Origin of the sequence: Streptomyces sp. NPDC002055 (genome assembly GCF_040296705.1) — a bacterium.
In the GTDB taxonomy this organism is placed as follows: domain Bacteria; phylum Actinomycetota; class Actinomycetes; order Streptomycetales; family Streptomycetaceae; genus Streptomyces.
Genome location: NZ_JBEOXS010000093.1, coordinates 5,190 through 20,427, shown reverse-complemented (window position 1 = coordinate 20,427; position 15,238 = coordinate 5,190). Strand labels below are relative to the sequence as shown.

At 71.6% G+C, this 15,238-nt stretch carries 14 protein-coding genes, 1 tRNA gene, 1 pseudogene and 1 riboswitch; of the genes and pseudogenes, 9 read left to right on the top strand and 7 right to left on the bottom strand.

The features are described 5' to 3' along the window. Window positions 1–473: 473 nt before the first annotated feature. Window positions 474–1,346, top strand: coding sequence for a tRNA (guanosine(46)-N7)-methyltransferase TrmB (gene trmB, locus ABT112_RS32935; RefSeq protein WP_351515470.1), 873 nt, complete (start codon window positions 474–476; stop codon window positions 1,344–1,346). A gap of 54 nt (window positions 1,347–1,400) precedes the next feature. Beyond that, window positions 1,401–2,858, top strand: a complete 1,458-nt coding sequence (locus tag ABT112_RS32930; RefSeq protein ID WP_351515469.1) for a PrsW family intramembrane metalloprotease — start codon at window positions 1,401–1,403, stop codon at window positions 2,856–2,858. A 118-nt stretch (window positions 2,859–2,976) separates the two neighbouring features. On the opposite strand, the gene ABT112_RS32925 is transcribed toward ABT112_RS32930, so the two are convergent. Next, a complete protein-coding gene (locus ABT112_RS32925) occupies window positions 2,977–4,020 on the bottom strand; it encodes a M23 family metallopeptidase (RefSeq protein ID WP_351515468.1) in 1,044 nt (347 codons plus the stop codon). Between the two features lie 11 nt (window positions 4,021–4,031). Beyond that, a riboswitch (cyclic di-AMP (ydaO/yuaA leader) is annotated at window positions 4,032–4,173 on the bottom strand. Window positions 4,174–4,444: 271 nt separating this feature from the next. Continuing rightward, the gene (locus ABT112_RS32920) at window positions 4,445–5,710 is read right to left on the bottom strand and encodes a PP2C family protein-serine/threonine phosphatase (protein WP_502975521.1); all 1,266 of its coding nucleotides are present in this window, start codon (window positions 5,708–5,710) and stop codon (window positions 4,445–4,447) included. Window positions 5,711–5,908: 198 nt separating this feature from the next. Between ABT112_RS32920 and ABT112_RS32915 the strand changes: the two genes are divergently transcribed. Further along, the gene (locus ABT112_RS32915) at window positions 5,909–7,279 is read left to right on the top strand and encodes a hypothetical protein (RefSeq protein WP_351515467.1); all 1,371 of its coding nucleotides are present in this window, start codon (window positions 5,909–5,911) and stop codon (window positions 7,277–7,279) included. Window positions 7,280–7,505: 226 nt separating this feature from the next. Further along, the gene (locus ABT112_RS32910) at window positions 7,506–8,321 is read left to right on the top strand and encodes a hypothetical protein (RefSeq protein WP_351515466.1); all 816 of its coding nucleotides are present in this window, start codon (window positions 7,506–7,508) and stop codon (window positions 8,319–8,321) included. Window positions 8,322–8,337: 16 nt separating this feature from the next. On the opposite strand, the gene ABT112_RS32905 is transcribed toward ABT112_RS32910, so the two are convergent. The 3 genes from ABT112_RS32905 to ABT112_RS32895 form a co-directional block, all read right to left on the bottom strand. Continuing rightward, on the bottom strand, window positions 8,338–8,547 hold the full coding sequence (locus ABT112_RS32905; protein ID WP_351515465.1) for a hypothetical protein: 210 nt from the start codon (window positions 8,545–8,547) through the stop codon (window positions 8,338–8,340). A 319-nt stretch (window positions 8,548–8,866) separates the two neighbouring features. After that, a complete protein-coding gene (locus ABT112_RS32900; RefSeq protein ID WP_351515464.1) occupies window positions 8,867–10,114 on the bottom strand; it encodes a cytochrome P450 family protein in 1,248 nt (415 codons plus the stop codon). 253 nt (window positions 10,115–10,367) lie between these two features. After that, the gene (locus tag ABT112_RS32895) at window positions 10,368–10,919 is read right to left on the bottom strand and encodes a response regulator transcription factor (protein ID WP_351515472.1); all 552 of its coding nucleotides are present in this window, start codon (window positions 10,917–10,919) and stop codon (window positions 10,368–10,370) included. On the opposite strand from ABT112_RS32895, the gene ABT112_RS32890 reads away from it, so the two are divergent. The 5 genes from ABT112_RS32890 to ABT112_RS32870 all read left to right on the top strand — a co-directional run bounded on the left by ABT112_RS32890 (window position 10,809) and on the right by ABT112_RS32870 (window position 13,995). After that, window positions 10,809–11,039, top strand: a complete 231-nt coding sequence (locus tag ABT112_RS32890) for a hypothetical protein (protein ID WP_351515474.1) — start codon at window positions 10,809–10,811, stop codon at window positions 11,037–11,039. The genes ABT112_RS32895 and ABT112_RS32890 overlap by 111 nt on opposite strands. 86 nt (window positions 11,040–11,125) lie before the next feature. After that, a complete protein-coding gene (locus ABT112_RS32885) occupies window positions 11,126–11,575 on the top strand; it encodes a hypothetical protein (protein WP_351515463.1) in 450 nt (149 codons plus the stop codon). A 30-nt stretch (window positions 11,576–11,605) separates the two neighbouring features. Beyond that, on the top strand, window positions 11,606–12,340 hold the full coding sequence (locus ABT112_RS32880; RefSeq protein ID WP_351515462.1) for an ABC transporter ATP-binding protein: 735 nt from the start codon (window positions 11,606–11,608) through the stop codon (window positions 12,338–12,340). Then, window positions 12,337–13,533, top strand: coding sequence for an ABC transporter permease (locus ABT112_RS32875; protein ID WP_351515461.1), 1,197 nt, complete (start codon window positions 12,337–12,339; stop codon window positions 13,531–13,533). Before ABT112_RS32880 ends, ABT112_RS32875 begins: the two co-directional genes overlap by 4 nt. 339 nt (window positions 13,534–13,872) lie before the next feature. Then, window positions 13,873–13,995, top strand: coding sequence for a hypothetical protein (locus tag ABT112_RS32870; protein ID WP_351515460.1), 123 nt, complete (start codon window positions 13,873–13,875; stop codon window positions 13,993–13,995). Window positions 13,996–14,136: 141 nt separating this feature from the next. On the opposite strand, the gene ABT112_RS32865 is transcribed toward ABT112_RS32870, so the two are convergent. Beyond that, a tRNA-Lys gene (locus ABT112_RS32865) sits at window positions 14,137–14,209 on the bottom strand. A 411-nt stretch (window positions 14,210–14,620) separates the two neighbouring features. Continuing rightward, window positions 14,621–15,238, bottom strand: a pseudogene (locus ABT112_RS32860) (hypothetical protein); the annotation flags it as partial.

Sequence of the window (15,238 nt, the reverse complement as noted above, 5' to 3'; positions counted from 1 at the left end):
CCGCAGGCAGCACCGGACGGAAGACAACAGTGACCCGCACCCTCACGATCACCAGAGCTTGACCAGCCACAACAAGCCCTAACTTCCCGGTCTTGATATTTACGGGCCCTGGGGGCCCACAAATACACGGCAGCTTCCCGGAACCCCCACCCCTGCGGCCCCGCCCCCTCCCGCCGGTGGCCATCCCCTCCGGAGGCATTGGCTGCCGCGTCGGTGGCCGGCGCCGCGGTCCCGGTCCTACCGTCGTTGGGCCGCCGTCCTTGGGGCTTCCGTCAGTGGACCGTCTCCTCCTGCTGGTGAAGCACATCTGCGGCCTCTGCCGTCGGTGCATCCCTGTCCCCCGACGGTCGGTGGGGCTTTCCGGAGGTTCGTGTGCAGGTGGGAGGAGCGTCGGTGGGGGTGGGGGCTTTGGCTGGGGTGGTGGTCACCGGGGGGATGGGAGGGGGTGGGGCGATCGTAGAATCGGAGGCACTGTGCTTGAGTCCGACAACACTCCCGTGTCCGCCGGTGGCGGCCCGCAGGGCGCCTCCGGCGGCCCGGCCGTGCCCGGAAGCCCCGATGCAGCCCCGGCCGGGGGCGGTGGAGCCGCCGTCGCCGGGCAGCGTCGGCTGCACTTCCCGGAGGGGCCCGCCGCGGACCCGGCCGGGTCGCACCACGAGCGCCGGATCCGGAGCTTCCGGCCCCGGCGCGGGCGGGTGACCACCGGGCAGGGCGAGGCCCTGCGGCGGCTGTGGTCGACCTGGGGGCTGGACATCGACGGCCGGGAGAAGCTGGACCTCGGTGCGCTCTTCGGGGATCCCGCCCTGCCCGTCGTGCTGGAGATCGGCTTCGGGATGGGCGAGGCCACGGCGCAGATGGCCACCGCCGACCCCGGCACCGGCATTCTCGCCGCGGATGTGCACACCCCCGGTCAGGGCAATCTGCTGAGCCTCGCCGAGCGGAACGGGCTGACCAACGTCCGGGTCGCCAACGGTGACGCGATCATCCTGCTCCGCGAGATGATCGAGCCCGCGGCGCTGGCCGGGCTGCGGGTGTACTTCCCCGACCCCTGGCCCAAGAAGCGTCACCAGAAACGGCGGCTGATCCAGCCCGAGTTCATCGAACTGGCCGTGACCAGGCTGAAGCCCGGCGCGCTGGTGCACTGCGCGACGGACTGGGAGCCGTACGCGGAGCAGATGCTCGAAGTGCTCTCGGCCAGCGGTGAGCTGGAGAACACACAGCCCGACGGCGGGTACGCCCCCCGCCCCGCATTCGAAGGTCCGGGCGGCCGACCGCTGACGAAATTCGAGGGTGCGGGCCTGAACAAGGGGCACGTCGTGCACGATCTGTTGTTCGTCCGCCGCTGAGCGTCCTGGCGATAGTTCGTCGCGCCCGCTCCGCGGCGTGGTTAGGGTCGACAGGTGTATCCGTCCCCGCACCCGCCGCAGCAGCCGCCGGTCCCGGCCTATGAACCGCATCCGCAGTTCGCCGCCGTGCCGGACCGGAAGCAGTGGCGCTACCGTCCGGGCCGAGGGCTGCGGCACAGCAAGGCCTTCCGCCTCGGCACGCTGATAACCCTGCTCGTGCTCTCGGGCCTCGTCATCCTCGCCCTGGTGCGGGAACAGACCGGGACCGAGGGCTTTCTCGTCGGTCTCGGGCTGGCCGTGCTGCCCGTCCCGCTGCTGATCGGCGCCTTCCGCTGGCTCGACCGGGTGGAACCGGAACCCTGGCGGAACCTGGCGTTCGCGTTCGCCTGGGGCGCCTGCGCCGCGACCCTGGTGGCGATCCTCGCCAACGGCTTCGCGACCCAGTGGCTGGTGGCGCGGATGGTGAGTTCGTCCAGCGAGGCCGACACCTGGGGGGCCACGCTCATCGCGCCCGTGGTGGAGGAGAGCGCCAAGGGGGCCGCGCTGCTGCTGCTCTTCATCTTCCGCCGACGGGACTTCGACGGCATCGTCGACGGCGTGGTCATCGCCGGGATCACGGCGACGGGCTTCGCGTTCACCGAGAACATCCTCTATCTGGGCAACGCCTTCGGTGAGGACCAGGCCGTGGGCTCGTCCGGCTTCCAGTCGGTCACGGCCGCGACGTTCTTCATCCGGATCGTGCTCTCGCCGTTCGCGCACCCGCTGTTCACCGCGCTGACCGGTATCGGGTTCGGCATCGCGTCGCTCGCCGCACAGCGCCAGCGGGCGCGGCGGGTCCTGCTGCCGCTGGCCGGTCTGCTGACCGCGATCGTGCTGCACGCCGTCTGGAACGGCTCGGCCACCGTCGGCGGCTACGGCTTCATCGCCGTCTACGGGATGTTCATGGTGCCGGTGTTCGGGCTGCTGACCTGGCTGGTGATCTGGTCGCGCAGCAGCGAGCTCAGGACGGTCCGCAGCCATCTGCCGGCCTATGTGGCGGCGGGCTGGCTGGCGCCGGCCGAGCCGCACGCGCTGTCCTCCATGAAGGCGCGGTCGATCGCCCGTACCGTGGCGCGCCGTACCCACGGCGCGGCCGGACGCCGCATGGTCGTCGAGTACCAGGTCTGCGCGACGGCCCTGGCGTTCCTGCGGCAGCGCGCCCACCGGGGAGCGGCGGGCACGGACTTCGTCGCCCGGGAACAGGAGCTGCTGCACCACCTCTGGCAGCGCAAGGACATGGCGCAGCCCGCGCTGGCCCACGCGGCCCGTATGACGGCACCGGCCTGGACCGGGCCGCAGCAGTGGACTCCGCCGCCGCCCGGGTACGGCTACGTGCCGCCGGGCGGGCCGCAGCCGTCCGGCCGGCCGTATCCGCCGCAGGGCCAGGGGTACGGGCAGGGCCAGGGATACGGGCAGGCCGCCGGTCCGTACGGGCCGCCGCACGGGCCCGGCACCCGCCCGTACGGCCCCTGAGGGCCGGTCGCGGCCCCGGGGTACGGAGCCGTAACAGGCCGACAGCCCTGGTGTCGGGGGGACGTCACCAGGGCTGTCGGAGGATGCGGCGGCGGGCGCCGGTGGGAAGGAGCTGCCGTCAGATGGAGAGGCCGCGGTCCCGCAGCCAGGAGGCCGGGTCGATCGGCGAGCCGCCGTCGGGACGGACCTCGAGGTGGAGGTGGGGGCCGGTGACGTTGCCGGTGGCGCCGACGCGGCCGATGGTCTCGCCCGTGGTCACCTTGCCGGAGGTCTTCGTCATCGAGGAGAGGTGGCAGTACCAGACCTCGGTGCCGTCGTCGAGGGTGAGCACGATCCGGTAGCCGTACGCCCCGGCCCAGCCGGCCTGGGTGATGGTGCCGCCGTGGACCGCCTTGGCCGGGGTGCCGGTGGGGGCCGCGAAGTCCTGGCCGGTGTGGTCGTTGGACCAGAGGTCGCCGGCCTGCCCGAAGCTGGAGGTGAGGGTGTAGGAGGAGACCGGGACGGTGAACTCCTTGGCGAGCTTCGCCACCCGCTCGGCCTCGGCCTTCTTGCGCGCCGCCTCCTCCGCCGCCTTCTTCTTCGCGGCGGCGGCCTCGGCCTGCTTCCGCTCGGCCTGCTCGGCGGCCTTCTCCGCGGCGGCCTTCTCGGCGGCCTCGCGCTCGGCCTTCTCGGCGGCGCTCTGCTGCTGCTCGGCCTGGCGCATGATGCGGGCGCGCAGCGCCTCGCCCGCGCCGGTGCCGTCGGCGGCCTCGTCGGCGGTGAGCCCGGCGTCGCTCAGCGGGGCGGCGGAGGCGACGGCGACCGGGGCCTGTTCCGCGTCGTCCGCGACCAGGGAGCCGATGCCGGGCAGGGAGGCGGCGTCGGGAAGCTTCTCCGAGACGGTGGAGAGGTCCGGCATGGAGATGGAGACCGGCGGCTTCTCCTGCGCACTGGCCATGCCGCCCGCGCCGACGGCGGCGAAGACGCCCACGCCGAGGACGGCGCCGCTGCGGGCCATGCCGCCGCCGCGCTGCTTGACGACGCGGTGCCGGCCGCGCACGGGGGCGACGGATTCCTCGGTCGGGTTCCACTCACCCGCTGCGGCCGGGGGTTCCTCACCGAATCCGGGATCGAAACTCTGGGGTGTGTACGGGGATTCGGGGGCAGGCCTGTTGGACGCCACGCGGGCGCACTCCTTTCCTTCCTTCTCGCCTACCGGGTTAGCTGACGGGTTCGGAGCAGGAAGGTCTCCTACGGACCCCTCTGGGAGAGACGCCCGATTCACCCCAAGGTGTTGGTTCCCCGGTTCCCTGGGTGCAGGTGGTGCTGGTGTGTCCGGTGATGCAGGCCCTGCGGGGTGGTGCTGTGCGTTCGGGATTCGGCGACGGCGCACGGTGCCGTCTCTTGTGACGGCTGGGACGACCGCGCTGCGTTATCGAACGTTAATAGGGCCGGGGCCGGAATCCAAGCGGTTCTCGTTGATCGTTAACAGATTGGGGCGGGATCAATCCGGACATGTGCCGCCCAATGGGGGCGAGTTGAGCGGACCCGTGAAACACGTTCCGGCTGATCGTGCGTCACTTGTTATGCGAAGTGATGCATTCCGGTCACGGACCGTAGGGCGCCGGGGCGGCGGCCCGGCCCTCGCCCGAGCCGCGGGTCAGCCCCACGGTCCGCCGGCGCTCCGGCTGCCGCCGCCCCGGCCGGCTGACCGCCAGCAGCGCCATGTCGTCCGCCGGCTCGCCCCCGGTGTGCCGGGCCACGTCCTCGACGAGCGCGTCGAGGAGGGCGTCGGGCCCGGGGAACAGCCGGCCGTCGAGCCGCTTCGCCGGGTCGTAGAAGACCCCCTTCTCGTCCCGGGCCTCGGTCACCCCGTCGGTGAACAGCAGCAGGGTCGACCCGCGCGGGAAGTCGAAGGTGTCCACCTGCTCCGGCCAGGCCCCCAGATCCCCCATCCCGAGCGGGAGCGAGGCCACCACCGGCTCGACCCCGCACACCGAGCCGTCGGCGGAGAGCAGCAGCGGCGCCGGATGGCCGCGGTTGAGGACGCGCAGCGTGCCCTCGGGCGGCGCCCCGTCGGTGACGGAGGGGCGCGCGGCGCCCACCTCCGCCAGCACCGCGGTGGTGAAGCCCTCGAACCGGTCCAGGTCCTCGCCCCGCGCCTCGCGGGCCAGCGCCCGCTCCAGCCGGGCGGCGACCTGTACCAGATCCGGTTCCTCCTCGGCCGCCTCCCGGAAGGCGCCGATGACCACGGCGACCGCCGCGACGGCCCCCAGCCCCTTCCCCCGGACGTCGCCCACGATCAGGCGGACCCCGTGCGGGGTCTGCTGCACCGCGTACAGGTCCCCGCCGATCCGGGCGTCGGCCAGCGCCGCCTCGTACCGGGCGGCGACCTGGAAACCGCCGATGCGCTCGTCGGGCGTCGGCAGGACGGCGAGCTGGACGGCCTCGGCGATGCTGCGGGCCGACGCCAGCTGCCGGTCGCCGCGCCGCACCACGCGGTTGATGAACAGCGCGAGCAGGGCGACGGTCAGCACGGTGACCAGCTCCGTCACCGATTCGATGGCGCCCACGTCGCCGTTGTAGACGTGCAGGGCGACGACCGCTCCCCCGGCGGCGATCCCCGCGGCGGCCGTGGCCCGCAGCGAGAAGAACGGCGCGGCCACCAGCGGCGCGGCCGAGAAGAAGGGGGAGCCGGTGAACCGGGCCGGGGTCGAGAGGTCGAAGGTCAGCCCGCCGATGATCAGCAGCGCGGGCATCCAGCGGGCGACGCGGGCCCGGCCGGCGGAGCGGCTCTCGTCCTCGCGCCCGCGCGGCGCCCGAGCCGCGCCACGGAGCGTGCGGCCCGTGCGGCCCGATCCCCCGACTCGCATCCCCACCTCGTGTCTCCTACCGTCCATGCGCGGCGCGGGAGCGGTACGGCACCGCCCCCTCAGGCTCACCGGTGACCGGCCGGACGGCGAATCGGCGTACGCCAGGTGATGGACACCGGGTCACCCGCTCTTCCCTTCCGTTATATCCGGTATGCCCGAAGCGCCCATTATTCCGTCTTTGGGGTTAGCGTCGTAAGTATGAACAGCGCAGTTCGTCGCACGGTCTGCTGGCCGGTGCTGGCGTTGGTGGCCGCCGCTCTCGTACTGGTGGCCGTGATGGCTCCCGGCGCACGGGCCGCGGACGGGCTGGACAGCGCCGCCGCGGCCCTGAAACAGGGCCCCGTCTACGTCGACCCCCGGGCCGCGTCCCAGCTGCCGCCCGCGGACGCCGACGCCCTGGCGGACAAGATCAAGAAGGCGGACAAGCCGGTCTTCGTCGCCGTGCTCCCCGCCACCTCCGAGTTCCCCCCGTCGACCGTGCTGCAGGACCTCCGGACCAAGACCGGTATCACCGGTGTCTACGCGGTCGCGCTGGGCGACCGGTTCGACGCCGGCGCCGACTCCTCCGTGATGTCGCGCAACGCGGTCGACAACCTCACCGGCGCCGCGGCCCGCTCCGGCGACGGCGACGTCAAGGCCACGGTCACCGGCTTCGTCGACCAGGCCGTCGAGCAGGCGAACGGCCACGCCCCCGACTCGTGGAGCGGTGGCTCGAACACCGACACGGGCACCTCGACCGGCTACAACAAGGTCGGCGGTGCGGGCCTGGCGGTCACGTTCGGCATCCTCCTCGCGGTCGCCGGCGCCACCGTGTTCCTGGTGTCCCGCCGCGGGAAGATGCGCCGGGCCGAGCGAGAGCGGGCACAGCTGGCCACGCTCCGTCCGGTGGTCGACGAGGACATCACCGCGTTCGGCGAGGAGCTCGAACGGATCGACTTCGACCCGTCCGCCCCGGCGACGGACGACGCGATGCGCGAGGACTACGCCCGCGCCCTGGACTGCTACGACCGGGCGAAGCGCGCCATGGACGGCGCCCGGCGGCCGGACGACGTCCGGGGCGTGACCCAGGCCCTGGACGACGGACGGTTCGCGCTGACCACGCTGGAGGCCCGACGGGACGGCCAGCCGCTCCCGGACCGCCGTCCCCCGTGCTTCTTCGATCCGCGCCACGGCCCCTCGGTCCAGGACGTGCAGTGGGCGCCCGAGGGCGCGGGCGAGCGGAGCGTGCCGGTGTGCGCCGCGGACGCCGCCCGTATCGCGGACGGCGAGGAGCCGATGGGCCGCACCGTGGACACCCCCTCCGGACGGCGCCCCTACTGGGAGGCCGGGCCGCTCTACAGCCCCTGGGCCTCCGGCTACTTCGGCGGCGGCATCCTCCCCGGGCTGCTGGTGGGCACGCTGCTGGGCAGCATGCTCAACGCGCCGTACGCGTACGGGGCGGACGGCCTCGGTGACGGCGGGAGCGGCGGCGACTACTCCGGAGGCGACTTCGACTCGGGCGGCTTCGGCGGGGACGGCGGAGGCTTCGGCGGCTTCGGGGGCGGCGATTTCGGTGGGGGAGGGTTCTGACTCGGTCCGCCGTGCGAGGGCAGGTGCCGCCGACGCTGCTTGGTGGGACGGCGGGACGGCGGGACGGCGGGACGGCGGGACGGCGGGACGGGCTGAGCATGTCCCCTGCGTGGCCGGACCACGGGACCAGGGGACCGCGGACCGCGGGAGACGTACGGCAGCGGGCCCCCGGCTGCCCCGAGCCAATTCGATGGCAGCGACGGCCTTTGACGACAAGACTGCACCGGTGAACGCCCTCCCGCCGCAGCCCGTCCCGCTGCCTCTGCCGGTTCCGGACCCGCGCGCCCGCGACGTCGTGTTCGACTACGCGGGCATGCACGCCGCGGTGGCCGGCCTGGTCCTGCCCGGCAACGCGTCGATGCACGTCATGAGCGCGCTGGAAACCTCCCGCGAGCTCATCCGGCACTCCTACTACCGGTACGAGTTCGCCACCGTCGCCGTCACCCATTCCCTGCTCGCCGTGGAGCACGTTCTTGCCGAGCGCCTGGCCGTCGAGGCACCGCTCCAGGACCTGATCGAGCGGGCCGCCGGCGCGGGGCTCATCACGGCGGAACTCGCCGCCGGACTCGACCGCGGCCGACTGCTGCGCGACAAGCTCACGCAGGGCGCCGTGACCAGTGCCGCCGTCGGCCCGGCCAGGGCCGTCAAGCTGGTGCGTGCCGTCTTCGATGCCGTTTCCCTGCTCCTCCGCCCACCGGCTGCGGCAGCAGCGAAAGCCGCCGGCCGGAGCGGAGCACAGCCCGAAGACCGGCTCGCCCGGCTGTGGGAGGAACACCGGCGCGCGCCGTTCCCCGAAAGCTTCCGCGGCGTGGACATCGCGGGCGTGGAACTGATCCTCCTGGACGCCGACGTCGCCGCCGTCCTCCAGCGAGAGCTGGACGGCGGACTCGACACCCAGGGCATCGCCGTCCTCTGGGCGTGCATCGCCGACCTCGACACGATCGTGCCCCTGATCAACGAGGAGTACTGCGCCTCCTACGTCACGAGACTGCGCACGATGGCGGGACTCGCGGCAGCGCGCCACATCCCCGCCGCGACCTGACCGGCTCCTCAGCGGCTCATTCCGTCGGAAGCGGTGCGCCGCAGGCCTCGCAGCGCACCGCACCGGCCCGCTCGTTCATCCGCCCGCACTCGGTGCAGACCCGGTGCAGCAGACAGGCGGCTTCCCCGCCCTCGGCCAAGGCGGCCGGCTGCGGCCGCGCCGGCTGCTCCGGCTCCTCCGGCCCGGGCCCGGTCGCCGCCCGCACCTCGTCGTCCATGGTTGCCATGGGGCCATGAAACGGCACCCGGGCAGGGGGCGACAACGGGCGCGGGGCGGCCGGGGGGCCGGGGGGCGCGGCGGACGCGGCGGACGCGGTGGACGCGGTGGGCGCGGTGGGCGGGGCGGACGCGGTGGCCGGGGCCGGCGGGCAGGGGCCGACCGAGGGCCGGGCGGGGCCGGGCTCGGGCCGGGGCCATGCAGGCGGCCGGGCAGCAGGCGGGGCAGGGGCAAGCCTGCGCCGGCCATCCGCCGCCAGCCCGGCGCCCGGCTCCCCGCCGTACGCGCCGCCCGGCCGGCCCACTGGGTCAGCCGCTGGTCGCCGCTGGTCAGCCGCCCACCGGGACCGCCGAGGCCAGCCGGACGGGAAGGCTCCGGTGACCGTTGGAGATGAACGACTCCACCGGCTCCAGGGCGTCCGCCGGGATGGCTAACGCCAGATCCGGGAAGCGGGAGAAGAGGGCGGGCAGCGCGATCTCCGCCTCCAGTCGCGCCAGCGGTGCCCCCAGGCAGTGGTGCGCGCCGTACCCGAAGGCGAGGTGCTCCTTGTCCGCCCGGGTGACGTCGAAGCGGTCCGCGTCCGCGCCGTGCGAGGCGGGGTTGCGCCCCGCCGCGGCGTAGGCGGCGAGGATCGCGTCCCCCTTGCGGAGGGTCACCCCGCCGACGTCGATGTCCTCGACGGCGTACCGCAGCGGCAGGCTCGCCACCGGCGCCTCGACGCGCATCGTCTCCTCGATCACATCGCTCCAGCTCGCGCCGCCCGCGCGGACCAGTGCGAGCTGGTCGGGACGGGTGAGCAGCGCGTGGATCGCGTTGTCGAGCAGGTTGACGGTGGTCTCGTGCCCGGCGCTGATCATCAGCAGCAGGGTGTCGACGAGCTCGGCCTCGGTCAGCCGCGAGCCGTCCTCCTCCCGCGCCGCGATCAGCACGCTGGTCAGGTCGTCGCCCGGCTCCTTCCGCTTGATCTCCACGAGCCCGGCGAGGACGGTGCGCACGCTCTGGAAGGTCGCCGCCGCCTCCTCCGCCGTCGCCGCCGTGTTGAAGATGCTGTCCACCAGGCGCCGGAGCTCCGCGCGCATCACCGGGTCGGAGAGGCCGAAGAGCTCGGAGATCACCTGGATCGGGATCGGATAGCAGTACGCCTCACGCAGGTCGACGGTGTCTCCCGGGCGGGTGGCCGCGAGGCCGTCGAGCAGCTCGGTGGTCATCGCCTCGATCCTGGGGCGCAGCGCGGCGGTGCGGCGCGCGGTGAAGGCGGCGGAGACCAGCTTCCGGAGCCGCCGGTGTTCGCCCCCGTAGGCGGTGAACATGTTCGTCACCGCGACCCAGGTGAACAGCGGCCACTCGGGGGTGATCTCCCCGTTGATCCACAGCGGCCAGTGGCGGCGCGGATCCTTCGAGACCCGCGGGTCGGTCAGCAGCTCCTTGAGAACGCTGTGCTCGCTCACCGCCCACGCCCGGATCCCGCCGGGGAGCTCCACCGGGGCCACCGGGCCCTGTTCCCGGATCCGGGCCGCCTCGCCGTGGATGTCACGGCCGGTGGGATCTATGACGACGGGGCAGGACTGGCGTTCCATCCGCTGTCTCCAGAGGTGTGGTCCGTCCGCGGCCGAGGCCCCCGGGACGGAAGTGGTACGGGCAGGAGGCGGGAACCACGAGAGGCTCCCCACTGAGGCCCAACTGTCCTACCCCGTACACCAGTTCCCCATCCGGAGCCGGACCTGCCGATTCCCGCAGAAGCCCAGGAGCCGCCCCCGGGGGAACGACCGAAGCAACCGCGCCCTTGATTCGCCCACTCCGCTCCGGCTGCGACCGGCAGCAACCGCACACTCAACTACCTTGCCCCAGAGCGGCGGCGGACTGGACGCTCCACCGCGCTATTGGCGCGTCACCGAGAACACCTGCCTGTGATGCACGTACAGCCGCATCCACCCGGTTACTCGCCCCCAGCTTCGCGTAGATTGCGCTGACATGCTCCTTCACGGTATGCGGGCTCAGCATCATCTGTGAGGCGATACCACGATTGGTCATACCGCGCCCGAGCAGCCGCAGCACATCACACTCTCGAGTCGTCAGCCCGTGGGGCAGAGCACCAGTTGCCCCACTAGCCACGGCCTCGCCCGCACTTCTGCCGAGGCTCCGTGCAGTCCCATGGCATAACGCCACGGCGCCCACAGCCGTCGTCCGCACCGCTTGGACCACCTGCTCCGCGGGGGCTCCCCTTGCCAGCAAGCCGCGCGCTCCAGCGCGCAGTGCCGCGACTATCCCCCTGTGAGAGACGTGCTCGCTGAGCACGACCACCGAGGTTCCGGGAATGTCCCGGCACACGCCTCCCAGCCGGGACAGAGCCGCCGGATCTTGCAGGTCCCCGGCCAGCAACATGACCTGCGCCACCGCGCGCCCAGCAACCATGTGCGCCTGGTCGACGGCGCCTATCGCAACAACATGGATGTCGCCCTCGGTTTCGAGGAAGCCGCGCAACCGAGAACAGGAATCCTCTGAATCGTCACAGATCACTGTGCGTATCAACATGGCCCCCGATTAGTCATCTGGCGAGCATAGTTGACGGCAAACGATGAGACATCGGGATGAATCGCTACAAATCATCCAATTCGACAGACGCTTGGGGGGTGCCGCACCTCTCGCCGACTCGGCAAGATCAGTCACTGTCGGCCGCTGACCGCGCGACCAAGGTTCGGCGTCGAGATGTGGGCGCCCCCCTCTCACAGCGTTCTCTTCGCGTTGTGGTGGCACTTGCCGAAGCGGGATGCGAAAAGGACGCTGCCCGTCTCACCAAGGGGAGCGACCTCGTCGGACAAGTACGCGCAGCCCTGGGCGATGGCGATCTGATCACGGCCTCCGACGCACTTCAGGCTGCACTGTTCTCCGAACAGAGCATCCCGCAGTCTCTGTACGACGAGCTTCCCACTCTGCTTGACCGCTACCGCACGGCAGAAGACCGGGAGCTGTACTCGGCCACACCCGGGGGTCCGGCTTCAGCCCAGGCCACCATGGCGGCCTACTACGCCCTTGCCTGACCAGCCCCCATGGAGAAGGAAATATTGCGCATGAGTACGGACTCCCCAGCCGCAGTGGCCGCCAGCGGCCTGGCATTCAGCTACACATCCGGCAGTGCACTGACGTCCGCAGACATCACCCTTCAACCGGGATGCATGGCGGCAGTACAGGGCCCATCCGGCTCCGGCAAGAGCACTCTGCTCGCCCTGCTCGGGTTGATCCTGTCACCCACCGCAGGCACCCTGCACATCACAGGAATCGACACAGGAGCCCTGGAACCGGCGGACCGGGACCGACTCCGACAGAGATCCATCGGCATCGTCCTTCAGGACCTCGGTCTGCTGCCGTTCCTCAACGCCTGGGAGAACGTTGCAGCCGCCTACGGCCCTCGGCTTGCCCAGCACCGACAAGAAGCGCACGCCATTCTCGACACCCTTGGGCTGGGGAAGCTCGCCGACTCGCCGGTCAATGAACTGTCCGGCGGCCAGCGCCAGCGCATTGCCGTCGCTCGCGCAGCCGTGAAACAGCCGACGCTCATCCTGGCTGACGAACCCACCTCCGGCCTCGACCCCAAGGCCTCCGATGCGGTGATGGAAGCGCTGCGTGCCGGCGCCGACCAAGGTGCCGCCGTACTGCTGGTGACCCACGACACCGCGGTAGCGGGCACGTGCGACCAGCGCTACGTACTCGACGACGGCGTGCTCTCGACAATCCAGGACCCTGTAGCGGCGGCCTCGGCGCAACCGGGAGAGACCCGTCCCAACGCTAAGAATAACCGGCGATGAGCCGCTGGAGCCTCTACACCTGGAAGCGCGACTCGCGCTCCTTGCGCAGGGCGCTGCCCACGCTCACCGTTCTGGCCGCACTGCTGACGACCTCCGCCGGAGTTGCAGCAGGCGCGACCGAAACGATCGAGAGAGACGTCTTGAGCTCCGGAGGACTTACTCAGATCGAACTGTCCGCCTTCGAAGGCGAGTCGTCGGTGCGTCCGCTCACGACATCGGCGCTCCACGACGCGGCCCGGATCGCCGGCGTCAAAAAGGTAGTCGCCGACTTCTCTTCCACGCTTTACGCCGAGGACGAGGGCACGTACGACCTCGCCAGTCACACGCTCTCTCCCGGCGCGGATCTGCCCGTGGTCAAGGGCAAGATTCCACCGCGACTCGGCAAGAATCAGGTGATCCTTCCAGCCAGCGCTCAGGGCACCGACTTCACTTCCTCCCTCGGTCGGTCCGTCACATTCGGATACACCAGGGCCACCGGAGCTGAATCCGGCACCACAGCTCTCATGAAGCTGGAGATCGTCGCCCTGTACGACCCCAGCTGGCAGGTGGACGGACCAGGTGTCGCTTACCTGTCCGAGGAGACCGCTGCGCACTTGGCAGCAGCTCGTGCCGGTCAGAAGCCTGCCGTATTCCGCGCCAAGGACGGCGCGCAGTCGGCCACTGTCGTGGTCAGCCATCAGAAACAGGTGTCCGGGGCCACCAAGGCCCTGCAGGACGATGGCTTCTCCGCCTCTCCGGTGTCCGACCGGGTCCGGCAGTTGCCTGGCTTGTTCGGTGCCGCAGACATTGCCATGCGCATGGGTGTCGTAGCTCTGGCTCTGGCCGCCATCGGCCTGGGAGGGGTACGTGCCGCCGACAGTGCACGAGCCCGTCTGAGCCAGTTCGCCACCCTGCGGATCCTCGGTTCGGGGCGACCCGAGCTGCGCCGCATTCTCCTGGGAGAAGCCGTCCTGACCGGCGCCGTAGCCGGTCTCGTCGGTGTCCTCATCGGCACTGGACTCTCCGCGGTTCTGGCAGCCCCGCTGAGTGACATGCTTGGCTTGCCCATCTCGGTGACCGACGCCCTGCCAGGACCTGGCTGGGCCGCTGCCACACTGCTGTTGCCGGTGATCGGTCTGGCTCTCGGAACCCTGCTGGGCAGTCGCGAGGCGTTGCGCCGGGACCCCTACCTCACCGCCCGCGCGCACAGTTAGAAGGTCCCACGACGTGAGGCGGAAGAGGGCTCCGCCCCGCAAAGGCGGGGTCCTCTTGCAACTGTTCGACTCGCCGGGCACTCCGCTCGGGTCGGCCGCAGTGGACGCCGAACTGTCCTCCTCCGGCGCCAAAGCCACCGCCCTGACCATCTCGCCCGGGTGCACGCAGGCTCCCTGCTCTGGGACGCGTTCAGGAGCGCGAGAGCAGATCACCGAAAACCAGGCCCGGGGCACCGTCCAGTGGGTTTCCGACAGCTTGGGCATCCAGCACGACGACCTTCTCCAAGCAGCAGGATTCATCGGCCACCCGGACGCGCCCAACCTGACCTCAACGAGGCGGTGGAGCACTACGGAGAACCGATCACCCGCACCCTGTCCATGGTGTTGCTCTGCGGCGGCGTGGTCGCCACGGTCGGCGATGGCCGCGCGGGCCGGCTCAGGCAGTTCGACCTGGTGTCATGAGCAAAGTCGCTCCCTTACCGGAAGCCATCCGACCCACTCGCTCACGCACGTGCCCCTGAACAACGGAGCGCCCCGACCGGCCGAAACCGATCGGGGCGCTCTGCCGCAGGTCAGAGGGTTTCCCCCTCCCGCTGCGATCGGTAGGCCGTGTGGGACTCGAACCCACAACCAATGGATTAAAAGTCCACTGCTCTGCCAATTGAGCTAACGGCCCGCGATCGTGCTCCCCCGAGCATAGCTGCACCGAACGGCGCAGCCGATCGGGTATCCGCTCCGCTCCTCCGTCCGGCGGCCCGGTGCCCGTCGCGGGCGGCGGAACGGGTGCCGGAACGGCAGCGGAACGACATCGGTACGGGCGGCCGTCGGGGCGCACCGGACCCGCCGGGGAGCCCCTGAGTACCGGGTTCGCGAAGGCCAGGCGTTCGCGGGCGAGCCGTTCACGGTGCGAAGCAGGGCGCCGGTGAGCCGTTCGCGGTGCGAAGCGGGCGCCGGTGAGCCGTTCACGATCCGGGGGCGGGAACGTGCCGAGCCGCACACGATGCGGGGCAGGACGGGCGCGCGGACGGGAAAGGCCGTCCCGGACGCCTGGCGGAGCATCCGGAACGGCCTCGATCAGAGCCCTGTGTCAGCCGTTGCGCTTCCAGCGGGGCTTGTCGTCGCGGCGCCCGAAGGAACCGGTCCCCGTGCCGGTGCTGCGACGGCCGTGCGGGCGGTCACCGGAGCGGTGGCCGCCGGCGGACGGGCGGTCGTCGCGGCGGTCACGGTTGAACGGACGGTCGCCACCACCGGAACGGTAGCCGCCGGACGGCCGGTCGTCACGGCGGAAGCCACCCGAGGGGCGGTCGTCGCGACGGTCGCGGTTGAACGGACGGTCACCACCGGAGCGGTAGCCGCCGGAACGGTCGTCACGACGCTCGAAGGAACGGCCGCCCGACCGGTCGTCACGACGGTCGTCACGGCGGTCGTCACGGCGGAAGCCGCCCGAGGAACGGTCGTCACGGCGGTCACGGTTGAACGGACGGTCACCACCCGAACGGTAGCCACCCGACCGGTCGTCACGACGCTCGTCCCGGCGGTCGTCACGGCGGAAACCACCGGAGGGACGCTCGTCACGGCGGAAGCCGCCCGAGGAACGGTCGTCGCGACGGTCACGGTTGAACGGACGGTCACCACCCGAACGGTAGCCACCCGACCGGTCGTCACGACGCTCGTCCCGGCGGTCGTCACGGCGGAAACCACCGCG